The sequence below is a fragment of the Mycobacterium sp. E2327 genome, from assembly GCF_001672675.1.
Taxonomy (GTDB): domain Bacteria; phylum Actinomycetota; class Actinomycetes; order Mycobacteriales; family Mycobacteriaceae; genus Mycobacterium.
Window position 1 is genome coordinate 1 of the sequence record NZ_LZKE01000127.1, and the last position, 21,613, is coordinate 21,613.

The 21,613-nt window shown below is 67.8% G+C and carries 22 protein-coding genes; 11 read left to right on the forward strand and 11 right to left on the reverse strand.

The features are described 5' to 3' along the window. Nucleotides 1-525: 525 nt before the first annotated feature. A complete protein-coding gene (locus tag A5712_RS15190; protein WP_068106620.1) occupies nt 526-894 on the reverse strand; it encodes a hypothetical protein in 369 nt (122 codons plus the stop codon). 40 nt (nt 895-934) lie between these two features. Next, nucleotides 935-1,384, reverse strand: coding sequence for a hypothetical protein (locus A5712_RS15195; RefSeq protein WP_068106623.1), 450 nt, complete (start codon nt 1,382-1,384; stop codon nt 935-937). 121 nt (nt 1,385-1,505) lie between these two features. On the opposite strand from A5712_RS15195, the gene A5712_RS15200 reads away from it, so the two are divergent. Then, nucleotides 1,506-1,835, forward strand: coding sequence for a hypothetical protein (locus A5712_RS15200; protein ID WP_068106626.1), 330 nt, complete (start codon nt 1,506-1,508; stop codon nt 1,833-1,835). 184 nt (nt 1,836-2,019) lie between these two features. Then, the gene (locus tag A5712_RS15205; protein ID WP_068106709.1) at nt 2,020-2,415 is read left to right on the forward strand and encodes a hypothetical protein; all 396 of its coding nucleotides are present in this window, start codon (nt 2,020-2,022) and stop codon (nt 2,413-2,415) included. A gap of 13 nt (nt 2,416-2,428) precedes the next feature. Here the strand turns inward: A5712_RS15205 and A5712_RS15210 are convergent, their stop codons facing one another. Further along, the gene (locus A5712_RS15210) at nt 2,429-3,499 is read right to left on the reverse strand and encodes an ATP-dependent DNA ligase (RefSeq protein WP_068106629.1); all 1,071 of its coding nucleotides are present in this window, start codon (nt 3,497-3,499) and stop codon (nt 2,429-2,431) included. Nucleotides 3,500-3,510: 11 nt separating this feature from the next. Here A5712_RS15210 and ligD point away from each other — a divergent pair, with 11 nt between their 5' ends. Both ligD and A5712_RS15220 read left to right on the forward strand, forming a co-directional pair. After that, complete coding sequence (ligD, locus tag A5712_RS15215) at nt 3,511-4,548, forward strand: non-homologous end-joining DNA ligase (RefSeq protein ID WP_068106632.1); 1,038 nt, start codon at nt 3,511-3,513, stop codon at nt 4,546-4,548. Nucleotides 4,549-4,657: 109 nt separating this feature from the next. Continuing rightward, nucleotides 4,658-5,116 (forward strand): universal stress protein, encoded by a 459-nt coding sequence (locus tag A5712_RS15220; protein WP_068106635.1) that lies wholly within the window; start codon nt 4,658-4,660, stop codon nt 5,114-5,116. Nucleotides 5,117-5,195: 79 nt separating this feature from the next. Here A5712_RS15220 and A5712_RS32360 read toward each other — a convergent pair whose 3' ends face one another. Beyond that, nucleotides 5,196-5,330, reverse strand: coding sequence for a hypothetical protein (locus A5712_RS32360; RefSeq protein WP_255404410.1), 135 nt, complete (start codon nt 5,328-5,330; stop codon nt 5,196-5,198). Between the two features lie 376 nt (nt 5,331-5,706). On the opposite strand from A5712_RS32360, the gene A5712_RS15225 reads away from it, so the two are divergent. Then, on the forward strand, nt 5,707-8,880 hold the full coding sequence (locus A5712_RS15225) for an adenylate/guanylate cyclase domain-containing protein (RefSeq protein WP_068106639.1): 3,174 nt from the start codon (nt 5,707-5,709) through the stop codon (nt 8,878-8,880). 69 nt (nt 8,881-8,949) lie between these two features. On the opposite strand, the gene A5712_RS15230 is transcribed toward A5712_RS15225, so the two are convergent. Next, nucleotides 8,950-10,407 carry a PE-PPE domain-containing protein gene (locus A5712_RS15230; RefSeq protein ID WP_068106643.1) on the reverse strand — a complete coding sequence of 486 codons (1,458 nt, stop codon included), beginning with the start codon at nt 10,405-10,407 and terminating at the stop codon, nt 8,950-8,952. Between the two features lie 287 nt (nt 10,408-10,694). On the opposite strand from A5712_RS15230, the gene A5712_RS15235 reads away from it, so the two are divergent. Continuing rightward, nucleotides 10,695-12,041: a PE family protein gene (locus tag A5712_RS15235; protein ID WP_068106646.1), complete on the forward strand. Its 1,347-nt coding sequence runs from the start codon at nt 10,695-10,697 to the stop codon at nt 12,039-12,041. A gap of 14 nt (nt 12,042-12,055) precedes the next feature. Here A5712_RS15235 and A5712_RS15240 read toward each other — a convergent pair whose 3' ends face one another. The 4 genes from A5712_RS15240 to A5712_RS15255 form a co-directional block, all read right to left on the reverse strand. Continuing rightward, a complete protein-coding gene (locus A5712_RS15240) occupies nt 12,056-12,853 on the reverse strand; it encodes a rhomboid-like protein (protein WP_068106649.1) in 798 nt (265 codons plus the stop codon). Continuing rightward, nucleotides 12,841-14,193: a diaminopimelate decarboxylase gene (lysA, locus tag A5712_RS15245; protein WP_068106653.1), complete on the reverse strand. Its 1,353-nt coding sequence runs from the start codon at nt 14,191-14,193 to the stop codon at nt 12,841-12,843. The genes A5712_RS15240 and lysA overlap by 13 nt, the downstream gene beginning before the upstream one ends. Nucleotides 14,194-14,305: 112 nt before the next feature. Then, a complete protein-coding gene (locus A5712_RS15250) occupies nt 14,306-15,070 on the reverse strand; it encodes an SDR family NAD(P)-dependent oxidoreductase (protein WP_068106655.1) in 765 nt (254 codons plus the stop codon). Between the two features lie 12 nt (nt 15,071-15,082). Next, a complete protein-coding gene (locus tag A5712_RS15255) occupies nt 15,083-15,601 on the reverse strand; it encodes a PaaI family thioesterase (protein ID WP_068106658.1) in 519 nt (172 codons plus the stop codon). Nucleotides 15,602-15,708: 107 nt separating this feature from the next. On the opposite strand from A5712_RS15255, the gene A5712_RS15260 reads away from it, so the two are divergent. The 3 genes from A5712_RS15260 (at nt 15,709) to A5712_RS15270 (ending at nt 18,406) form a co-directional block, all read left to right on the forward strand. After that, the gene (locus tag A5712_RS15260; RefSeq protein ID WP_068106660.1) at nt 15,709-16,281 is read left to right on the forward strand and encodes a TetR/AcrR family transcriptional regulator; all 573 of its coding nucleotides are present in this window, start codon (nt 15,709-15,711) and stop codon (nt 16,279-16,281) included. A 78-nt stretch (nt 16,282-16,359) separates the two neighbouring features. Further along, nucleotides 16,360-17,193: a mycofactocin-coupled SDR family oxidoreductase gene (locus tag A5712_RS15265; RefSeq protein ID WP_068106663.1), complete on the forward strand. Its 834-nt coding sequence runs from the start codon at nt 16,360-16,362 to the stop codon at nt 17,191-17,193. A 10-nt stretch (nt 17,194-17,203) separates the two neighbouring features. Next, the gene (locus tag A5712_RS15270) at nt 17,204-18,406 is read left to right on the forward strand and encodes a cytochrome P450 (protein WP_068106666.1); all 1,203 of its coding nucleotides are present in this window, start codon (nt 17,204-17,206) and stop codon (nt 18,404-18,406) included. Between the two features lies 1 nt (nt 18,407). On the opposite strand, the gene A5712_RS15275 is transcribed toward A5712_RS15270, so the two are convergent. Continuing rightward, complete coding sequence (locus A5712_RS15275; RefSeq protein WP_068106669.1) at nt 18,408-18,962, reverse strand: TetR/AcrR family transcriptional regulator; 555 nt, start codon at nt 18,960-18,962, stop codon at nt 18,408-18,410. A 170-nt stretch (nt 18,963-19,132) separates the two neighbouring features. Between A5712_RS15275 and A5712_RS15280 the strand changes: the two genes are divergently transcribed. After that, nucleotides 19,133-19,837, forward strand: a complete 705-nt coding sequence (locus A5712_RS15280) for an SDR family NAD(P)-dependent oxidoreductase (protein ID WP_068106675.1) — start codon at nt 19,133-19,135, stop codon at nt 19,835-19,837. A 12-nt stretch (nt 19,838-19,849) separates the two neighbouring features. Beyond that, nucleotides 19,850-20,236, forward strand: a complete 387-nt coding sequence (locus A5712_RS15285; protein ID WP_068106678.1) for a PPOX class F420-dependent oxidoreductase — start codon at nt 19,850-19,852, stop codon at nt 20,234-20,236. A gap of 191 nt (nt 20,237-20,427) precedes the next feature. On the opposite strand, the gene A5712_RS15290 is transcribed toward A5712_RS15285, so the two are convergent. After that, complete coding sequence (locus A5712_RS15290) at nt 20,428-21,597, reverse strand: zinc-binding dehydrogenase (RefSeq protein WP_068106681.1); 1,170 nt, start codon at nt 21,595-21,597, stop codon at nt 20,428-20,430. Between the last annotated feature and the right edge of the window lie 16 nt (nt 21,598-21,613).

The window sequence follows — 21,613 nt, forward strand, 5'->3', positions numbered from 1 at the left end:
CTGGACCAAGACCGCCGACCAAATCCTGGAGTCCGTCGCAAACTACTGTCGACGAATTAACGACTCACGACACTAGCTGGTCGCCTGGTGGTCCACGCCGCTCGGACGTTGAGTGTGAATCGTGGGCGTCGTGCGTGAATTCTGGGCGGACAGATCGCCGAAATCCCCCTGAGCTCACTCTGTAAACCGTCATTGCACACTGAAAGCCTGAAGCCCTAGCGCGAACGTTCACATGATGCGCTGGCGGTAGGCCTCGTCGTGAATCCCGCTGTGCGCGAACGGCCATGGGTGGGGCGCGGGAGATTCGCCGCGGCCCGGCCGATTGTTTTCCGTTCCGTGAGGTGTCAGGTGGCGCGCCGTAAGGCAGATGACCATGATTGCCTGGGTGGCCCAGCAGTACCAAGTCATTGACGTGCTTCTTGCCCTAGCATGCCATCACCGTACGAAAGTGCTGTTGCGGCAACGCTGCCCGCGATGATCGACTTGCTACAACCTGCTCACTGGCAGCCGTCGCAGCCGGTGAGATCAGCCGCGTTCCCAGGGCGCGGTCTCTTCCATCTTCTTGTAGTACTTCGCCAGGTGACTCTTGACGCGGTCGATGTCGGCCTTGGGCAAATCGATGCCGCCGCGTGCGCCGTCCATGATCGCGCCGGCGATCATCACTCCGCGCGGGACCGCTTTGAGTTCGCCGCCGATGACGTCGGCGAACAGCAACTTGTATGCGGTGAAGTTGTCCTTCTTGTCGCTGTCGTACCAGATGTGGGCGTCCCGGTATTTCTGGTTCGGCTTGTCCTCGGCACCGGCCCACTTGCGGACGCGCTTGTCGGCGGCGTCCCCGTCCCACTTGCGGTCCCGATCGGCCAACGGCAGGTCCTTAAACGCTGTTACTGACATTCTTTTCGCGTGCCCGCTCCCTGGCCCGGATAAACGCCGCTCAGGCCTCGGGTTCGGTGCCTTCCCCGTCGTCGCCCCCCGGACTTGCCTCGACCAAGGAAATCGACACCGGGATTGGTGTGGCCAACTCGATCTTTCCCTGCGGGTCGTAATAGGCGCCGATTGTGTACTCGCCCACCGACTCGACGGAAATGACGAGGTCTTGGGTAAAGCACCGATACTTGGACGGCTTATCGCCCTCGTCCGGCCAATGCCACTTGCCCTCCAGGCTGCCGCGGGGTGTCCCGCCGGGATCTTTGCACACGACATGTAGTTCCGGGTCGTAGTCACCGCCGCAGCGGGCGTGCACCACCAGCACGACCGGAACCTTTGCGGTCAAAGGGATTTGCGGAACCTGAAAGCCGGTCGTGGGGATGCGGGTCGCGTAGATCGCGCCGGTGTCGTCGAGTGCGGCGGTGCCGGCCACGAAAAGCGCGGCGATATTGAGCATCACGACAGCCTAGTGGGCGCCCCGCAGCCGAATTCGGGGGTTTCCATTCGGTGCGGCAATCGCAAGAATTTCGCAAGTGGGCGGCGATAGGTTACGGCCCACAGCGGCGAAAGGAACCCTTATGGATAGCACCCGCGTCCTGAAATCGATCCTGGCCGGTGCGCTGCTTTCCGGTGCGACGGCGGCGGGCGGAGTTGCGCTGGGAGCGGGCACCGCCCACGCCGACGGCCCACACCGCTGGTGCCCGGGGGATCCCAAGAACATGCCCTACGTGGTCAACAGCCTGATCGACTGGGACTGGAACGTCTGCCACACCTGGTACTCGACCAACTACGGGATGGGCAACGTGACCAGCCAGGGCCGGCCCATGTCGATTTGGGATGGAGATAACCCGCCGCCGGAGGCGATCACGCCCCGGGGGTGTCCACCGATCGCGTTCATGTGCCCGTAGCCGCGAACGCGAGCCGTCGAGTGTGTGGGGCCTAGGGATGAATTCCGAGCACTTCCCGTCCGTAAGGCCCACACACGCCGTCGAAATTGGGACCGGTAGCGGCGCCGGCGATGTCGACTTTGTTCAGCACAGCGGCCCACCCGGGCCTCGATCGGAAAGGACAATGATGAACAACGTTCGTTCCATGACAGGGCGAATCGCGCGGCTGGCGACCACCGCGGTGGTGGCCGGCGGTCTCGGCGTTGCCGGCCTGGGACTGACCGTGGGAACCGCGTCGGCCCATCCCGGTCCCGCGCCGCTGAACGCGTGGCCCGGTTGCCCGGAGGATCACCCGCAGGGGCCGTGCCGCTGGTGCCCGGGGCAGCCGCTGCCGCCGACCGGCAACCACGTCACCAACCCGGTGATCTGGGACAACAACATCTGCCACACCTACTACTACGTGTACTTCGGGCAGGGGAACGTCGCCCAGAACATCTGGGACGGAGACAATCCGCCGCCGCCGCCCCCGCCAGCGCCACCGGGCCTGATCAACAAGGACAACTGCCAGCAGATCCTCGGGATGTTCTGCCCGCACGCGTGATCCGGCGGTGCCCCTAGTCCGGCCCCAGGCCGGGGACGATGTCGCCGAGGCCGAAGGTGACCGGCTGTTCGAGTTGCGCGTAGGTGCACGAGCGCGGGTCGCGGTCGGGGCGCCACCGGCTGAACTGGGCGGTGTGGCGGAACCGCGGGCCCTCCATGTGGTCGTAGCGGACCTCGACCACCCGCTCGGGCCGTAGCGGCACGAACGACAGGTCCTTGCCCGCGTTCCAGCGCGAGAATTCGTTCTTGCGTGGGGTGCGTTCGCCGGCTTCGTGCGCGGCCCAGTTCCACGGGTGGCCGTCGAAAGTGGTAACCAGCGGCTGCAATTCGGCGAACAGCCGCCGCCGTTCGGCCATCGGGAAGGCGCCGATCACGCCGACCGACGCGAGCTGGCCGTCCTCCGTGTACAGCCCGAGCAGCAGCGAGCCGATCGCGTCACCGCCGGACTTGTGCACCCGGTAGCCAGCGACCACGCAGTCGGCGGTCCGTTCGTGCTTGACCTTGAACATGACGCGCTTGTCCGGCTGATACGTGATGCCCAGCGGCTTGGCGATGACCCCGTCGAGGCCGGCGCCCTCGAACTCCTCGAACCAGCGTTGCGCGGTCTCCAAGTCGGTGGTGGCCGGCGTGACGTGGATCGACGGCCCCGAATCGGCCAGGGCGTCGACGAGGGCCGCGCGCCGCTCGCTGAACGGGCGCCCGGTGTAGTCGTCGTCGCCCAGCGCGAGCAGGTCGAACGCGATGAAGGACGCCGGCGTCTTCTCGGCGAGCATCCGCACCCGCGAGTCGGCCGGGTGGATCCGCTGTTGCAGCGCCTCGAAGTCCAGGCCGTGGTCGGTGGCGACGACGATCTCGCCGTCGATCACGCAGCGCTGCGGCAGCTCGGCCCGCACCGCCGCGACCAGCTCAGGGAAATACCGGGTCATCGGGCGCTCGTTGCGGCTGCCGAGCTCGACGTCGTCGCCGTCGCGGAAGCAGATGGACCGGAATCCGTCCCATTTGGGTTCATACGACGCGTCCGGCGGCATCGAGCGCACCGGCTTGGCGAGCATCGGCGACACCGGCGGCATGACGGGTAGGTCCATAAGCTGAGGATATGGCTGCTGCAGAAGAGCTCGACGTCGACGGCGTCGCCGTGCGGGTGACCAACCCCGACAAGGTGTACTTCCCCGCCCTGGGGTCGAACGGGACCAAGCGTCGGCTCGTCGAGTACTACCTGGCGGTGGCCGGCGGTCCGATGCTGACCGCGCTGCGCGACCGGCCCACCCATCTGCAGCGCTTCCCGGACGGCATCGACGGCGAGGAGATCTACCAGAAGCGGGTGCCGCAGCATCATCCCGACTACCTGGAGACCTGCCGGGTGACCTTCCCATCGGGGCGGACCGCCGACGCGCTGAAGGTGACGCACCCGTCGGCCATCGTGTGGGCGGCGCAGATGGGCACGGTCACGCTGCACCCGTGGCAAGTGCGCTGCCCGGACACGGACCATCCCGACGAGTTGCGGATCGACCTGGATCCGCAGCCGGGCACCGGATTTGGGGAAGCGCGGGCGGTGGCCGTCGACGTGTTGCGCCCGCTGCTCGACGAACTCGGTCTGGTCGGATACCCGAAGACGTCCGGCGGCCGCGGGGTGCACGTGTTCCTGCGCATCGCCCCCGAGTGGGACTTCGTCGCGGTGCGCCGGGCGGGCATCGCGCTGGCCCGCGCGGTGGAGCGCCGCGCACCCGATGCGGTGACCACGTCGTGGTGGAAGGAACAGCGCGGTGAGCGGATCTTCATCGACTTCAACCAGAACGCCCGCGACCGCACCATGGCGTCGCCGTATTCGGTGCGGCGCACGCCGATCGCGACCGTGTCGACGCCGCTGACGTGGGACGAGTTGGCCGGCGCCGATCCCGACGACTACACCATGGCGACCGTGCCCGACCTGGTGAAGAGCCGGGACGATCCGTGGGCCGCCATGGACGACGTCGCGCAGTCGATCACGCCCCTGCTGGAGCTGGCGGCCGCCGACCAGGAGCGCGGGCTGGGCGATATGCCGTATCCGCCGAACTACCCCAAAATGCCGGGCGAGCCGAAGCGCGTTCAGCCGAGCCGGGATACCGATCTGACTAGGAAAAACAAGCCGGGGTGAGCAGTCAGCCTGCTCGTGGCTTCTCCGTGCCTCTTGATTGATGGCCGTCGCCGCAAATAACGCGCGGGCCGTTACGTTTGACCCCATCGGCCCCTACACTGGGTGGGAAATGAGCGGCTATCAGACCGTTGTGGTCGGCACCGATGGCTCGTACACGTCGATGCTGGCGGTCGACCGCGCAGCGGCGATCGCTGCGGATCAGGGTGCGAAATTGATCGTCGCAACGGCGCATGCCCCCGTCCGCGAGGAAAAGGGCCGCTACGCCATCCCGCCGGGAAGCGACCACGGCGCGGACTACCGGACGCAGCGCGAAACCCCCTTCCGCGAGATCCTGCGGGACGCCAGCGACCGGGCGTACAAAGCCGGGGCCAAGAACGTGCTGCAGGAGGCGATCGTCGGCCACCCGGTCGACGCGCTGGTAAGTCTGGCCGAGGAGGTCCATGCCGACCTACTGGTCGTCGGCAACGTTGGCCTCAGCAAGGTCGTCGGGCGGTTGCTGGGAGCAGTCCCATCCGAAGTCTCCCGCCGGGCCAAGACCGACGTGCTGATCGTCCACACCACCGACTGAGGCGCGCCCCAGCATGTCGGGCGCTTGCTCTGTCAGATGTGCGATTGCTGGGTAATGACGGCGGTTTGCGTGCTGATGGTCAGGCTTGTACGAGCAGGCTGATAGCCAGCCGGTCGACGGCCTGGTCGATCCGGTCTTGGCTTTGTAGCTCTATGGCGACGAACGCGCGGGTCAAGTGGTAGTCGATCCGGTCGGGCGTGGCGTGGACGTTCATTTCAAGGCTCCGATCTTTTCGCGTCCTTCGTTGAAATGAACGGTTTATGGTTTCGAATTGATGTCCGCCCAACCGGCATTCACTAGAGATCATGATCACAAAGCTCCGTTGTGCCGTATTAAGCGCGCCGTCGGTGAGCGCCCCGACGTACCGGCGTGGTTGGGCTACGCCGCGGGGCGTGCCGGGCGTCGCCGGGGCCTTCCGCCACCGGCGGATGTGCGCTTCTGCTTAGGCAACCCGGAGATGCCGGGCGAGCCGAAGCGTCCAGCGGAGCCGCGATAAGGACCGGCGAGTTTGAAGTTGCGGGTCGTCAGCCGCATAGTCCGCCTTATCCTGGGAGGGCCATGAAACTCGGGGGCGGATTGGCGGAGGTCGTATGACGGCCGTGCTGGCCTGCCGCGCATGCGGCACCGAACCCCTGCCGAATGCGCGGTTTTGCCATGGATGTGGCGCACCGGTTGGCGAGGCCGCCGCACCGGCGGAGTACAAGCAGGTGACGGTGCTGTTCGCCGACGTCGTCAGGTCGATGGACATCGCCTCTGCCGTCGGGGCGGAGCGGTTGCGCGAGATTATGGCGGAATTGGTTAACCGGGCGGCAAATGTGGTGCGGCGGTACGACGGAACGGTGGACAAGTTCACCGGCGACGGCATCATGGCCGTCTTCGGCGCGCCAATAGCGTTGGAAGACCATGCCTTAAGGGCATGTCTCGCGTCACTGGCAATCCACGACGAACTCGCAGGGTTGGTAGCCGAGGTCCGCCACCGGGACGGTGTCGACCTAGCATTGCGCATCGGGCTCAATTCGGGTCAGGTGATTGCCGGCGAAGTCGGCTCGGTTACCTTGGGCTACACCACAATTGGCGAGCAGGTGGGGATAGCGCAGCGGATGGAGTCGGTCGCTCCGCCCGGCGGGGTAATGCTTAGCCCGTCAACCGCCCGGCTGGTGGCCGGCGCAGCTGCCCTTGGCGAACCGGAGATGGTTCGGATCAAGGGTGACGACGAACCGGTGGCCGCCTATCGCCTGCTGGGCGTAGGCGAACCCCAGCGCGGCGTCGGGCGTGCCGACTCGGCTCTGGTCGGTCGACGCTGGGAATTGGCCGCGATCGAGGGCCTGCTGGAGCGTGCCATCGACGGCCACGGCGCGGTGGTCGGCCTGGTCGGTTCAGCGGGCATTGGCAAGAGCCGCCTGGTCCGCGAGGTTGCCGCGATGGCCGCCGCCCGGGGTGTCGACGTGTTCACCGCCTACTGCGAATCACACACCAGCGACATCCCTTTCCGCGTCGTTGCGCGGCTGCTGCGGGCGGCCAGCGGCGTGGATGACCTGGACGGCGCGGCCGCCCGTACGCAGATCCGGACGCGGACGCTCGGAGCCGACCCCGAGGACCTAGTGCTCTTCGATGACCTGCTCGGCATCGCCGATCCCGGCATGGAAGCGCCGAAGATCGATCCGGACGCGCGGCGGCGGCGGTTGGCTGCGCTGATCAAATCGGTGGCGCTGGCGCGCGAAGCCCCGGCGGTCTATGTAGTCGAGGACGTGCACTGGATCGACGAAGTCAGCGAATCCATGCTGGCCGAGTTCCTCATGGTGGTCCCGCAGACGTCGTCGCTGGTGCTGGTTACCTACCGTCCCGAATATCGGGGCGCACTTGGCCGGGCCTCCGGGGCTCAGACGATTGCCCTTGCGCCGCTGAGTGATTCAGAAACCATGGCCCTGGTCGCGGAGCGGCTGGGTTCGGACCCTTCCGTTGATGCGTTGCGCGAGAAGATCGCCGAAACCGCAGCCGGTAATCCGTTCTTCGCCGAGGAGATCGTGCGCGAGCTGGCCGAGCGTGGCGCGCTGCGCGGTGAACGCGGCGCATACATGTCGACGGCAGACGTCGGCGAGGTGACCGTGCCCGCCACGCTGCAGGCGACCATCGCCGCGCGCATCGACCGCCTCGACCCGAAAGCCAAGCGCACGCTGAGCGCAGCGGCGGTCATCGGCTCGAGGTTCGGCCTCGACTTGCTGGAAACGCTCGGCATCGATCCGCGCCTCGAGGACCTCGTGGGTGCCGAGCTGGTTGATCAGGTGAGGTTCATTCGACGACGGGAATATGTGTTTCACCACCCGATGATTTGGACGGTGGCCTATGCGTCGCAGCTCAAGTCTGATCGCGCCGAGCTGCACCGGCGCGTCGCGGCCGCCATCGAGTCACGCGACCCGGCGGCGGCGGACGACAATGCCGCGGTGATCGCGGAGCACCTGGTGGCGGGCGGTGACTTGCAGGCCGCCTACGGCTGGCACCTACGCGCCGCGGCGTGGGCGACCACCCGTGACATCGCTGCGGCGCGGTTGAGTTGGGAACGGGCCCGAACGATCGCCGATGCATTGCCCGACGAGGATCCCAACCGGCTGGGCATGCGCATCGCCCCGCGGACCATGTTGTGCGCTACCGCCTGGCGGGTTCACGAAAAGCTCGCCGACGACCGCTTCAACGAACTGCGGGAGCTGTGCACGGCCGCAGGGGATAAGGCCTCGCAGGCGATTGCCATGGTGGGGCTGGTGGCCGAGCGCGCATTCAAGGATCGTGTAGCAGAGGCCTCGGAGATGGCATCTGAAGCCATGGTCCTCATCGAGTCGATCGGGGACCAGGAGTTGACGGTGGGTCTGTCGTGCATGCCCATCTTTGCCAAGACGGAAAGCGCCGAGTATTGGGACGTGTTGCGGTGGTCGCAACGGGTCATCGACCTGGCCGACGGTGACCCGTCGAAAGGCAGCTTGATCGTCGGATGCCCGTTAGCGGTTGCCCTCGCGCAGCGCGCTGATGCCCGCTATTCCCTTGGCCGCCCCGGTTGGCGTGACGACGTGGAGCGGGCCCTCGCCATGGCCCGAAGCGCCGACCCGATTTCCTATACGACGGTCGTGAGTTACATCTACTCCGGGGGAATACCCGGCGGGGTGCTCGTTGCCGACGATCGCGCTGTGCGCGAAAGCGAAGATGCCTTACGGATCGCCGAACGATCCGGCGACGATTTCGCATTGGCCTCCGCCCGGATGACCCTGGGTCTCGCGCTGGTGCACCGCCAACCGGCAGCCGATCGCGACCGGGGACAGCAGCTGCTGGCGGAGGTCCGGGAAATGTACGAACGCTGGCAACTGCACCTCTGCGACCTGCCGACGGTCAACGTGTACTTGGCGCGTGAGACGTTTCGGTCCGGGGATCGTGGCGAAGCGATACAGGTCATGCGCGCCGCCGCCGACGATTTGTTCCGCGAAGGACGGCTGCTGGGGTGGGGGATGACCGCTACGGGTGTTCTGGTGAACGCGTTGCTGGAACGCGGGGCCGTCGGCGACGTGTCCGAGGCCGCGGCCGCGATCGAGCGGTTGGCGGCGGCCCCGGCCGACGACGGCTTAGTGGCGCGCGACATCTGGCTGCTGCGCCTGCGGGCACTGTTGGCGCAGGCACACGGCGATACCGCTGCATATCGAGACTTCCGAGATCGCTACCGCGATGTGGCGAAAACGCTTGGCTTCGAAGGCCATATCGCCTGGGCGGAGGCAATGGCATGAGCGCGGGTGGAAGGGGGCGAAATTCGCCGGCCAACCGCCGCTTGGCTCATGCGCGGCCGCGTATCACTTTCAGGCATCCCACGGCGGAACGAGTCCGAGCGTCCGCATCAGCTGCCCCTCGAAGCCGGTCAGCAGCGAGACGCCCGTCACCGGGGACTGGGGCAGCGGCAGGTTCAGACCCGGGTCGAGGACCGGGTTGAAGGGGTAGCCGGTGGGCATTTCGGACGCCGGCAGCAGCCCGAGGTCCACCAGGGCGGCCTGCGGACCTTGTACCGCACCGTGCAAAAGGTCGGTGGCGACGTTGGGCAGGTTGGGGATCTCGATCAGCCGCGCCGGGGTGGGCAGATCGGGATACTCACCGGAGCCATAGCCCATGTCGGCGAGCACCCGCAGATCCGGCTGCAGCAGGTCGGCCAACGCGTTGCCATACGGCTGCGGCAGCGACTCGCGCAGCGGGCTCACCAACGGCAGATTCTGCGTCAGGTCGAACATGTAAGTGGTGCTCCCGGTGTAGCCGGGTGACGTCGCCAGCGGCATCGGGGTCGAATACGGCGCGTATGGGGCGTAGTCGTGCGCCTTGAAAAAGAAACCGAACAAAGCGTTGGTGTCGCTCACCACGTTCAGCGGGTACTCCGGGAAGTCGCCCACCGCGTCGTATTGGTTGGTGAAGATCTGAACCTGGTAGGGCGCGTTCGGCGGCGTCGCCCCGTTGAACAGCACGTCGAGGCCGGGGATGTAGGCACCGACGAACCGCTCGAACATCCCGCCATTGGGATTGTTCGGGTTGCCGGTCAGGATGAACGACAGGTCGTCGGTGTAGGGCGAGCCCGCCGCCATCAGGTTGCGGATCTCGTCGGTCGCCACGATGGACGACTGGCTGGTTGTCCACACCAGCAGCTTGTTCCCGTTGGCGATCCCCGTGGTGATGGCCTGATCGAGCAGCGACACCCCGGCGTGGTTGGACTGCCCCAGCGTCAAGGCCCCCAACTCCGGCGTGAAGGGCCAGAACTGCTCGGGCGTGAAGATCGAGCCGTAGTTGCTCACGCCCGGGAAGTAGAGCCAGTGAATCATCCAGGGATACCAGCTACTCAGCACCGGGTAGCCCGAACCGCCGACCAGCAGGGCCACCGTCTGGCCGACCGGGGCCGTCGGCAGCGGAGGGATCGTTACCGCCGGCCCCGCATTGAACCCGGGGATGCCGCCTAGCAGCGCCTGCTCGAGCTGGGTGGTTCCGGTCCACAGCGACTCCATGACCGACCACTCGGTGTTTTGATAGGCGCGGCCGGCCGCCGCCAAGGTCTGAGTGAATTCCTGGCGGAACGCCTCAGCTCGGCCGGCCAGCTGCTGATACCACTGCCCGTGGCCGTTCAGTAGCGCGGTGATGGTTGCCGAGACTTGGTCGGCGGCTGGAGCCAGGATGCCGGTGGTCGGCAGTTCCGCCACGACATAGGCCTCTTCGAGAGAGGTGCCGAGGCTGCTCAGGCTGGCGGCGCCGTTGGCTAGCACCGAGGGGTCAACGATGACCATATATGTCTGCTCGCGTCCGTAAGTCGAAGCTCACTTCAGCACAGCAGGCGTTTGGGCGGCCTCGTTTGCACAAAAGAAATTCGGTTAACGCCTACCCGGCGTCGGCCGTCGCCGCCCGTGGCCTTGCGGCCGCCCGCCCCGAAGCCGCTTATGCCTCCGCTGCGGGGCGGTGTAACCCGGCGCCGAGTGCGTTTCAGCATTACCATTCCAAATTGCGCACGACCGGACGCCGGGAATGCGGTTCCGGGCCGCCGTAACTCGTTAGTCATGACGTCGGGAGGTGTCCCATGTCGTTTGCGATCGCGACGCCAGAACTGATGACGGCGGCGGCAACGGATCTGGCGAACATCGGTTCGTCACTCGACGTGGCCAGGTCAGCAGCGGTGGCGCCGACGACGGGGATTCTGGCCGCAGCCGAGGATGAGGTGTCGGCGGCAATTGCTTCGTTGTTCTCGGCTCATGGTCAGGGTTTTGCGGCACTCGGCGCGCGGGTGGCGGCGTTTCATAACGATTTCGTGCGGGCACTAACGGCGGGCGCGGGATCGTATGCCAGTGCGGACGCCGCCAATGTTGCGGCATTTGCGGCCAGTCCGGCGCAGACGATAGAGCAGGACGTCCTCACCCTGGTCAACGAGCCCTTCCTGGCGCTGACCGGCCGCCCGCTGATCGGCAACGGCGCCAACGCGGCTCCGGGCAGCGGGCTGCCCGGTGGCGCCGGCGGATGGTTATACGGCAATGGCGGGGCCGGCGGATCGGGCGGGACAGGTCATAACGGCGGTAACGGAGGGGCTGCCGGGCTGTTGGGCAACGGCGGCCCCGGTGGGGCCGGCGCGGCCGGCGGAGCGACCGCCGGCGGTAACGGCGGGGCCGGCGGGCTGGTGTTCGGCCACGGCGGTACGGGCGGCGCCGGCGGGAACGACGGGCTGGGCAACGGCGGGACGGGCGGCGCCGGTGGGGCTGCCGGGCTCTTCGGCACGGGCGGCGCCGGCGGCGCCGGCGGGCTGTCACAGCTCGGCGGCGGCCAGGGCGGGACGGGCGGCGCTGGTGGCGCCGGCGGCGTGTTCGGCACCGGCGGCATAGGCGGCGCAGGCGGCTTCGCCCTTTCCGGCACCGGGGGGGCTGGCGGCGTCGGCGGCCACGGAGGCCTTCTTGTCGGCTCGGGTGGCGGCGGCGGCATTGGTGGCACCGGCGCCGGCAACCCCGGGAACGGCGGCGACGGCGGCAGCGGCGGCAGCGGCGGCCTACTCTTCGGTTCCGGCGGCGCCGGCGGGATGGGTGGCACCGGTGGTAACGGGCTGAGCGGGGTCGGCGGGGCCGGTGGATCGGGAGGGTCGGGCGGCGTGCTGGCCGGCGCTGGTGGCGCCGGCGGCGTCGGAGGGTTCGGTTTTGGCGCCGGGGGCAACGGCGGGGGCGGCGGCAACGGCGGCCTCCTCTACGGTGACGGCGGCGTCGGTGGCGACGGCGGCAGCTCCTACAATCCAGGCGGTAACGGCGGCAAGGGCGGCAACGCCGTCCTGAACGGAGACGGTGGAAACGGCGGTAACGGCGGGTCCGGGTTTACCACGGGCGGCGGCGGTCAGGGCGGAACCGGCGGATTGCTCTTTGGGCTGAACGGGCTGAACGGGCTCTCGTAGCCTGAGGCAGGCGCCTAAGCTCGCACGGGTTGCCGAACGAATTCCGGCGGCGGGGCCTCGCTGCGCGGCCGCGATACCCGGGCGGTGAGAAGCGCGACCAGTATCCCCGCCAAACCGGCGACCGTTGTCACCGGCGATGACCCGGACAGCATGAAATAGCCGAAAGCGGAACCGCCGCTTAGCAATGCGACCCGTATGGGCGTCCAGTCGGCCGTCGACGGCAGCCGGTAGGACAGACCGATGCCGAGCAGCAGCGCGACGACGTGGCCGACCGCGGTGAAGTCCGCCCCCGAGGCGGCCATCAACGCGATTCCCAGCCACCAGCCGACCCACGCGGACCGCCAGCGCGACGGTATGGACGCCGTCAGCGCGCCCAGCACGCACACCGCGCCGTAGCTGACCCCCACGTCGCTCGCCCGCGCGACCGAGAACGGCAGCCAGCCCACCTTGAGTGCGACGACCAGCCCGGCGGCCACGATCAGCGTGGCACCGACGTGGCCGACCGCGAAGGTGATGACCAAACCTCTACCACGCCAAATCAATTCGCCCAGGGCCAGCAGGCAGACCAGCGCCGGCAGGCAGGCGCAGATATCGCCGCCGTCGTCGACGAACGCGCTGCCGACCAACGTGGTCAGGCGGCCGTGGGCCAGGTTGTGCAGGTTGGTGCTCATGCGGCTCACCGCGACCTCGCGGGCGTGCGGGCCGAGTGCGGTCAACAAGAGCGATACCGCGACGAGGACGACGGCGTAGGTCGCCGTGATGCGGACGGATGCGGCACCGGACAGCGTCCGGCGAATCGCTATGCCGGACATCGCCGTCCGCCCTGATCCGAACGGCCCGACCAACCACGGTCGCGGGCGAGCAGGTCCGCGATGGTTTCGCGGCGCACCAACTCGCGCGCCTCGCCCCCGGCGACCGCGACCAGCGGTGGGCGTCCGACGACGCTGCAGCTCGATCCCATCGAGTAGTGGTAGGCGCCGGTGCAGGCCACCGCCAGCAGGTCGCCGGGGTGGATGTCGGCGGGCAGCTCGACGTCGCGGGCGATCTCGTCGCCGGCCTCGCAGTGCCGGCCCACCACCGTGACCGGCGCGCCGTCCGCCGTCGCGGCCCGGTTGGCCAGGGCCACGGTGTATTTCGCGCCGGCGGGCGCCATCCGTGGGTTATCGCTCATGCCGCCGTCGACCGCGACGACCGTGTGTCCGTCTGGCCGGCGCTTGACGGCGACCACCCGGTACAGCGTGATCCCGGCGCGGGCCGCGATCGCCCGGCCCGGCCCGGCCACGATCCGCGGCCGCGGGTAATCGTGCCGCGCACAATCGGATTGGAGCGCGGCGTCGACGGCCGCGCCGAATGCCCCCGGGTCGAGCTCGGGATCGCCGTTCCGGTAGGGGACCGCGTGTCCGCCCCCGAGGCTGAGCTCGGTCAGCACCACCTGATGGCGATCGCGGACCTCGGCCATCAGGGCCAGCATCTGGCGGATCGCCTCGCCGTACAGCCCGACCTCGGCGAGCTGCGAGCCCAATTGGCAGTGCAGCCCGACCAGGTCAAGCCACGGCTCGCCCAGGAGGCGCTTGACCGCGCCGAGCGCCTGGCCGCCCGCCAGGGCGAAGCCGAATGTCTGGTCGCCGCCTTCGACGTCGGGAATCACTCGCAGCAGCACGCGCTGACGACGGCGCACCCGCCCGGCCAGCAGCGCGATCTCGTTCGGGGTGTCGATCACGATTCGCCCCACCCCCGCGGCGACGGCGTCGTCGAGCTCGCCCGCGCTCTTCGCGGTGCCGTTGAGCACGATGTTCGACGGCGGCACCTCGCCGGTCAGGGCGGTGGCCAGCTCGCCGCCCGAGCAGACCTCCACGCCCGCGCCTTCCTCGGCGGCCCACCCCGCGACGGCCGCGCTGAGCAGGGCCCTGCCCGCGTAGAGCAGCTCGACGCCGGGCAGCGCCGCGCGATAGCCCCGGATTCGGGCGCGGAAGTCTTCTTCATCGACCACGTAGGCGGGGGTGCCGAACTCGGCGGCGAGGTCGGTGGCGGCCACCCCGCCGATGCACAACCGGCCCATTTCGTCGACGGAGCTGCTCAGCGGCCAGATCGCGCGGTCGAGGTGCGGTCTCACCTCACGCCGCTGCGACGAAAGCAGCTCGGACAGCGTCATGCTTCCACGGTGCAGGCGTGCGGCGGGGTCCGCCGCGTTCTTAACGAACCTTTCACACGCGGGTGATCAATCTTCACGGATTCGGTACGGCGGACCGCCTCATCCGGCCCATTCAGGCGAAGTAATCCGACGGAACGAACGGAACGTCGTCCGGCGCATCATGACGGGCGGCCAACAGCGCCCGCGCGGCGTCCCCGATCGGAATTCGCAGCGGAAGCTGCGGTTTCTCGGCGGCGTCGACCACCTCGGCGGCGACTTGCTCCGGTGTGATGATCCCGGCGCGCGGGCCGCCGCCCGCCAGCATCGCTGCGTAGGGGTCGTCCGGCAGCGTGTAGGTGGTCACATCGTCGAGCGCGCCAGAGCTCACAGCACCGGGTTCGAGCAGGGCGGCCTGCACCCCGAACGGCGCTACCTCGATGGCGAGCGCCTCGACCAAGGCCTCCAACGCCCACTTCGTCGACGCGTACGCCGCGCTGGGCGGCAGCACCACGCGGCCGAGGATGCTCGACATGAACATCAGTTTCCCGTCGCCGCGGGCGCGCATCTGCGGCAGGACCGCCTGTGCGACGCGGATCGCGCCGACCGTGTTGAGGTTGAGCAGCCGCTGCAGCTCCGCAAGCGGCGTGGCCTCCACGGCGGCATAGAAGATGACCCCGGCATTGGCGATGAGAATGTCGATGTCACCGGCGGCCGCGATGGCCGCGGCCACGCTGGCGTCGTCGGTGACGTCGAGGGCCAGTCGCTCGCTGACGTGGAGATCGGCCAGCGTCTGTGGATCGCGTGCTGTGGCCACCACCCGGTGCCCGCGGCGGGCGAACTCGGTGGCGATGGCACGGCCGATGCCGCGATTCGCGCCGGTGATGAGAACGGATGACATAGCGGAATCCTTTCAGTGACTGGGCATTTCGAAGATCAGCAGGGTGCTGCTCGCGGTGGCGACCAGGTTTCCCGATCCGTCGGTGACCTCGCCTTCGGCGAACCCGATCCGCGAGCCCGCCTTGACGACGGTGCCGACGGCGGTCATCGTGCCGCTGGCCGCGGTGACGGCCTTGAGGTAGTTGACCTTGATTTCGACCGAGGTGTAGCCGACGCCTTCGGGCAGGGTGGTGTGCAGCGCGCAGGCGGTCACAGTGTCCAGCAGCGTGCACACGGCTCCGCCGTGCACCATCCCGAGCGGGTTGTACATCGACCCGTCGGGAGTGCAGCTGAAGGCGATTCGCCCGTTGTCGACATCGACGACCCGCATCCGCATGAGTTCGCCGATCGGCGGTGGTGGCAGGTGTTCGTCGGCGACCGCTCGCCAATACGCGAGGCCGGACATCGACGCGGCCGCGGCCTGCGTGGCGATCGGATCATGCCAGGTGACCACACGCGACTGTTCGGTGCGCGTTTGCTGCGATGTCGTCATGCACCCGCCCTCGGAAACTGATCGGTTTACTTATCCGGTTGAAGGTAGCCTAGGTTCAGAGCTTTGTAAACCGCTCGGTGTACAATCGGGGTGTGAATGAGGCCACAATGCGCTCTTCTGCAGGCGGCGGGCGTGGGGCCCGCGAGCGCATCGAACGCGCCGCGGAGCGGCTCTTCTATCGCAACGGGATTCATGCGACCGGCGTCGAACTCATCGCCCAAGAGGCCAACGTCTCGAAGCGCACGCTCTATCAGCACTTCGCCAGCAAGAACGACCTCGTGGACAACTACCTGCGCGGCTACGAGGCCCGCGGCGGCTCGCCCAATGAGCGGCGGCTGGAAGACACCACCATCTCCCCGCGGGAGCGTCTCCTGGCGATCTTCGAAATGTCGCCCCGGGAAGTATTGCGCGGCTGTCCTTTTCACAACGCGGCCGTCGAATCCGCCGGATCTCTGCCGAGCACGGACGAGATCGTGCGTGCACACAAGCAGGCATTCACCCGCCGCCTCGTCGCGGTCGCGCAGCAGGCGGGTGCCGCCGACCCTCACCTGCTCGGCCAGCAGCTGGCCGTGCTGTTCGAGGGCGCCACCGCGATGGCCACCTCGCTGAACGACACCGCGCCCGTCTCCCACGCCCGCGCCGCCGCGGCCACGCTGATCGACACCGCCCTGCGCTCTTGACGATCCCCTCCCGGTGCTGCTAGACATGGCGTGCGCCCGAATTTGGGCGATCGCCCAATTATCGGGATCGAGGTGGCAATGGGCCGGATGGAGGGCAAGGTCGCGTTCGTGACCGGCGCCGCACGTGGACAGGGCCGCAGTCACGCGGTCCGGCTCGCGCGGGAGGGCGCCGACATCATCGCCGTCGACATCTGCCGCAAGTTCGAGGCGTCACCGGCCGACGGCGCGACGCCCGAAGACCTCGACGAGACCGCAGGCTTGGTGAAGGACGCCGGCGGCCGCATCGTCACCGCCGTGGTCGACGTCCGCGATTTCGACGCGCTGCGGGCCGCCGTCGACGGCGGGGTCGAACAGCTGGGGGGCCTGGACGTCATCGTCGCCAACGCCGGCATCGGCACGACGGCGGGAAAGCTGCACAAGACCGACGAGGCGCTGTGGCAGGAGATGATCGACGTCAACCTCAGCGGGGTGTGGAAGACGGTGAAGGCCGGCGTTCCGCACATTCTCGAGGGCGGGCGCGGCGGCTCCATCGTTCTCACATCGTCGGTGGCCGGTAACAAGGCGTATTCGCACATGGGTCATTACGTCGCGGCCAAGCATGGTGTGATCGGGCTGATGCGTTCGTTCGCAGTCGAATTGGGCCAGCACATGGTCAGGGTCAACGCCGTGCTCCCGACGCACGTGAATTCGCCGCTGCTGATGAACGAGGCCACCTACCGCGCTTTCCGGCCGGAGCTGGAAAACCCGGGACCCGACGACCTGGCGCCGGTGTGCCAGAGCTTCCACTACCTGCCCATCCCGTGGGTGACCCCGGAAGACATCACCAACGCCGTGCTGTTCCTGGCCTCCGACGAAGCGCGTTACATCACCGGCGTCGCGCTCCCGGTGGATGCCGGCAGCTGCCTGAAGTAAGGATGCATCGATGACCGTCACCAACGACACCGACGTCTATTACGACCCCTACGACACCGGGATCATCGCAGACCCGTACCCCACCTATGCGCGGCTGCGCGAAGAGGCGCCGCTCTACTACAATGAGCGGTACGACTTCTGGGCGATATCAAGGCATTCCGACGTCGAACGGGCCCTGGCGAACTGGGAGACCTTCTCCAACAGGAGAAGCGACATCCTGGAGCTGATCCAGTCGAAATTCGACATGCCGGGCGGCGTCATGATGTTCCAGGATCCGCCCGAACACACCAGGCTGCGCGGCCTGATGTCGCGCGTGTTCACCCCGCGCCGGATGGCCGAGCTCGAAGACCAGATCCGGCGGTACTGCGTGCGGTGCCTGGACCCGCTCGTCGGCTCCGGGGGATTCGACATCATCGCCGAGCTCGCCTCGATGATGCCGATGCGGGTGATCGGCATGCTTCTGGGAATCCCTGAGTCCGAACAGGTTTCGGTGCGTGACGCCAACGACGCCAACCTGCGCACCAAGCCGGGCACTCCGATGAAGGTCGCCGACGCCGACTCGATCGCCGACGGGCGGATCTACGCCGACTATGTCGAATGGCGATCGAAGAACCCGTCGGACGACCTGATGACGGTGCTGCTCAACGTGGAGTTCGACGACGAGCACGGGGTGCATCGCAAGCTGACCCGCAAGGAGGTGCTGCATTACACCCAGGTGGTCGCCGGCGCGGGCAACGAGACCACCGGACGGCTGATCGGCTGGCTGGCCAAGGTATTGGCCGAGCACCCCGACCAACGCCGCGAGGTCTATCGGGATCGGTCACTGTTGACCCGGACCGTCGACGAGACGCTGCGGTTTGAGCCCACCGGGCCCCACGTCGCGCGTTGGATGACAAAGGATTTCGAGTGCTACGGCCGGACCGTTCCGGCCGGCAGCGCCATGCTGCTGCTGTTCGGCGCCGCCAACCGCGATCACCGCCGCTATGACGATCCCGACACGTTCAACATCCGCCGCGACAACATCTCTCACATCACCTTCGGTAAGGGCGTGCACTATTGCCTCGGGGCGAACCTGGCGCGCCTTGAGGGCCGCGTGGCGCTGGACGAGATCCTTAACCGGTGGCCGGAGTGGGACATCGACTACGACACAGCGCAATTGGCGTCGACGTCGACGGTGCGCGGCTGGGAGCGCCTGCGGGTGGTGCTCCCGTAGGTCAGCCGCGCGGCTTCTTCGGGGTCGGCATCTCGAACCGATCCAGGAACCGGTTCACCAGCTGGACGGCCTCGTCGTGGCCGCCTTTGGTGCCGAGCGTCTGCTCGAGGATCAGGGTGCGCCCGATCGCGGCGATGACGACCGCGATGCCCGCCGGTGGGAATTCGCTTGTGTCAAGGCCGTGTTCGCGGACGACGAAGTTCAGCGCGGTGATCTGCTGCTCGCGCCACCGCTCCTGCCAGGCGGAGATCTCCGCCCGGATCTCCTTGCGATGGTTGGCAAGTCCCATGAACTCCAATAGCAGCCGCGCGTCCTTGGGTTCGATGAGCGTCTGCCAGAAGGCGTGCAGCGGCCGGTCGGAGGCCAGCGCCTCGCTCTGCCGTGCCAGGTAGGCGGCGGCCCCGCGCCGGAACACGTCGAGGTACAACTCGTCCATCGTGGGGAAGTAGTAGTGCACCAAGGCCGGTTTGACGCCGGCCTCGGCCGCGACCCGCCGCGACGTGGCCGCGGCGTAGCCCTCGTCGACCATGATCCGGCTCGTCGCGTCGATCAGCATGTCCCGAGTTGTCGAGTCCCTGGCCATCACCGACCCTAAATTGGGCGATCGCCAAAAATCAACCGGTCGCCGTGGGGAGTGTCGGGCGCCTTGACCGACCTGGCAAAAGGGTGATAGGCAATGTCGAGCCCACGTGCTGGGCGATCGCTCAGAAAGGCGGGTGGGCGCGGGTGAAGACGGCGGTGGTCACCGGCGGTGCGTCCGGGATCGGCCGCGCGGTCGCGGAGCAGTTGCGCAGCGACGGATTCCGGGTGGCGGTCATCGATCTGTCGCCCACCGACGACGGGTTCGGTTACGTCGCCGACGTCACCGACCGCGCACAGGTCGACGCGGCGGTTGCGGCCATCCGCGAGGCGCTCGGCCCGATCCTGGTCTTGGTCAACGCGGCCGGCGTGGAGGGCTTCAATAAATTCCTGGACATGTCCTTCGAGGCGTGGTCGAAGGTGATCGACGTCAACCTGAACGGGGTGTTCCACACCATTCAGGCCGTGCTTCCCGACATGATCGAGGCGGTCTGGGGGCGCATCGTCAACATCTCCTCGTCGAGCACCCATTCCGGCCAGCCCTTCATGGCCCACTATGTGGCGGCGAAGTCCGCGGTCAACGGCCTGACCAAGTCGCTCGCCCTCGAATACGGTCCGAGCGGGATCACCGTCAACGCGGTGCCGCCGGGGTTCGTCGACACCCCGATGCTGCGCAGCGCCGAGCGACGGCAGCTGCTCGGCGGCACCGTCGAGGACCACATCGCGCGCACCCCGGTGCGCCGGGTGGGCAGGCCCGAGGACATCGCGGCGGCGTGCGCGTTTTTCGTGTCCGAGGAGGCCGGCTACATCACCGGGCAGATACTCGGCGTCAACGGCGGCCGCAACACCTGATAAGGATGAAGTGTGGCTCCCAGCTTCCAGGACGTGATCAAGTCCAAGTACCTGCTCCTGACCACCTTCACCAAGGACGGCCGCCCCAAGCCGACCGCGATCTGGGGCGTTCCCGAGGGCGGCAAGCTGCTCGTCATCACCGACGACGGGTCGTGGAAGGTCAGGCGGATCCGCAACACGCCCCGGGTGACGCTCGCGCGCAGCACGGCGTTGGGAAAGCCGAAGGGCGAGGCGGTCGAGGGGGTTGCCCGGGTCCTGCCGAAGTCCGAGACGCGGCGCGTCTACAACGCCGTGCTCAAGCGGTACTGGTATCACGCCTGGTGGTTCTATGCGCACTCGATCGTGCGCGGCGGGATCGACAAGGTGCACGTCGGGCTGGAGATAGAGCCGGCGTCCTAGACGGTCCGTCGCGGCAACGACAACACCTCACATGAGTCCCCCAGATTGGGGGTCGACCATGTGCCCGCCTCAGCGACAATCGGGCGCCCGAGGGATTTTGTCGCTCGGAGGCGGGCACGACAGGTGGCCGCTCCGCCAGGGGCCCATGGGTCGGATGTGATTGCTGGTGAAATCATTTCCGCCGGAAACCGTTATGCGCCAACCGGGGTCGCGGCGTCGCTCTTGGGGTCGATGAGGATCTTCGCGTGCGCCTCCGGATCGCCGAGCGCGTCGAACGCGGCTTCGACCCCGGGCAGCCCGACCGTCCCGGTGATCAGCGGGGCGACGTTGACCTTGCCGTCGGCGAGCATGTGCAGCGTGTCGCGGAATTCCAGCGGGGTGTAGCCCAGCACGAACCGAAGGTCGGTCTCCTTGTTGATCGCCATCGCCGGGCGGATGTGGTCCGAACCCATGCAGACGCCGACCACGACGACGCGCGAGAACAGCGGGGCGCCCGCGATGATGCCGTCGATAATGCCTGGGACGCCGACACATTCGAAGATGACGGGGTGTTTCGGCGTTGCGGCGCCGGCGGCCTCGGCGGCGCGCCAAAAGTGCCACCAGGGCAGCCGCAGGCGTTGCAGCTTTTCGATGGTGCCGACCGCCAGATCGAACGCCTCGAGGATGCCTTGCAGGTGCTTGCTGCTCGCGTCGGTCGCGTAGGGCGAGTCCTGGGCGGGATCGACGACGATGTCGGCGCCGCAGGCGGTCGCCAGCGCGCGCCGGCCCGACGAGAAGTCGCTGGCGATCACGGTGCGCACGCCGTGCGCCTTGAGCATGCAGATCACCGCGAGACCGATTGGCCCGCAGCCGATCACGATCGCGACGTCACCCTTGCCGACCTCGCCGCGCCGCACCGCGTGCCAGCCGACGGCCATGGGTTCGGTCAGGGCGGCCACCTCGGGCGCCAGCCCGCTGGGGACGGGCAACGTCAGCGACTGCTCGACGAGGAGCTGCTCGGCATAGGCGCCCGGCGCCATCGTCGACAGCCCGATCCCGTGCACCTCCTTGCCGCGGCGCAGCAACGGCAAGGCGACGACCCGGGTGCCGGTCCGCGGGGCCTTTCGGGTGCCGGGGCCGTAATCGAGGACCTCGCCGCAGAATTCGTGGCCGAACACGACGTGCTGGTCCGATCGCATGAACGCGTCATAGCCGGATTCGGCCATGACGTCGGCGAGTTCGTCGCAGTGGTGGCGCGCATGCAGGTCGGATCCGCAGATGCCGCACCGCAGCACCTCGATCAGCAACTGGCCCTTGCCCGGCACCGGGGTGGGCTGGTCGACGACTTCGAGCTTGGCGTTGGTGCACGTGACGCTCTTCATTCTTTGATCCTCCTAC

What these genes read in the sequence shown, in the direction of transcription:
- A5712_RS15270 (WP_068106666.1), top strand. Translation starts at nt 17,204, where the DNA reads ATGACCGTCACCAACGACACCGACGTCTATTACGACCCCTACGACACC.
- A5712_RS15225 (WP_068106639.1), top strand. Translation starts at nt 5,707, where the DNA reads ATGACGGCCGTGCTGGCCTGCCGCGCATGCGGCACCGAACCCCTGCCG.
- A5712_RS15220 (WP_068106635.1), top strand. Translation starts at nt 4,658, where the DNA reads ATGAGCGGCTATCAGACCGTTGTGGTCGGCACCGATGGCTCGTACACG.
- lysA (WP_068106653.1), bottom strand. Translation starts at nt 14,193, where the DNA reads ATGACGCTGTCCGAGCTGCTTTCGTCGCAGCGGCGTGAGGTGAGACCG.
- A5712_RS15205 (WP_068106709.1), top strand. Translation starts at nt 2,020, where the DNA reads ATGACAGGGCGAATCGCGCGGCTGGCGACCACCGCGGTGGTGGCCGGC.
- A5712_RS15250 (WP_068106655.1), bottom strand. Translation starts at nt 15,070, where the DNA reads ATGTCATCCGTTCTCATCACCGGCGCGAATCGCGGCATCGGCCGTGCC.
- A5712_RS15235 (WP_068106646.1), top strand. Translation starts at nt 10,695, where the DNA reads ATGTCGTTTGCGATCGCGACGCCAGAACTGATGACGGCGGCGGCAACG.
- A5712_RS15200 (WP_068106626.1), top strand. Translation starts at nt 1,506, where the DNA reads ATGGATAGCACCCGCGTCCTGAAATCGATCCTGGCCGGTGCGCTGCTT.
- A5712_RS15255 (WP_068106658.1), bottom strand. Translation starts at nt 15,601, where the DNA reads ATGACGACATCGCAGCAAACGCGCACCGAACAGTCGCGTGTGGTCACC.
- A5712_RS15230 (WP_068106643.1), bottom strand. Translation starts at nt 10,407, where the DNA reads ATGGTCATCGTTGACCCCTCGGTGCTAGCCAACGGCGCCGCCAGCCTG.
- A5712_RS15190 (WP_068106620.1), bottom strand. Translation starts at nt 894, where the DNA reads ATGTCAGTAACAGCGTTTAAGGACCTGCCGTTGGCCGATCGGGACCGC.
- A5712_RS15290 (WP_068106681.1), bottom strand. Translation starts at nt 21,597, where the DNA reads ATGAAGAGCGTCACGTGCACCAACGCCAAGCTCGAAGTCGTCGACCAG.
- A5712_RS15265 (WP_068106663.1), top strand. Translation starts at nt 16,360, where the DNA reads ATGGGCCGGATGGAGGGCAAGGTCGCGTTCGTGACCGGCGCCGCACGT.
- A5712_RS15195 (WP_068106623.1), bottom strand. Translation starts at nt 1,384, where the DNA reads ATGCTCAATATCGCCGCGCTTTTCGTGGCCGGCACCGCCGCACTCGAC.
- A5712_RS15275 (WP_068106669.1), bottom strand. Translation starts at nt 18,962, where the DNA reads ATGCTGATCGACGCGACGAGCCGGATCATGGTCGACGAGGGCTACGCC.
- A5712_RS32360 (WP_255404410.1), bottom strand. Translation starts at nt 5,330, where the DNA reads ATGAACGTCCACGCCACGCCCGACCGGATCGACTACCACTTGACCCGC.
- A5712_RS15210 (WP_068106629.1), bottom strand. Translation starts at nt 3,499, where the DNA reads ATGGACCTACCCGTCATGCCGCCGGTGTCGCCGATGCTCGCCAAGCCG.
- ligD (WP_068106632.1), top strand. Translation starts at nt 3,511, where the DNA reads ATGGCTGCTGCAGAAGAGCTCGACGTCGACGGCGTCGCCGTGCGGGTG.
- A5712_RS15240 (WP_068106649.1), bottom strand. Translation starts at nt 12,853, where the DNA reads ATGTCCGGCATAGCGATTCGCCGGACGCTGTCCGGTGCCGCATCCGTC.
- A5712_RS15260 (WP_068106660.1), top strand. Translation starts at nt 15,709, where the DNA reads ATGCGCTCTTCTGCAGGCGGCGGGCGTGGGGCCCGCGAGCGCATCGAA.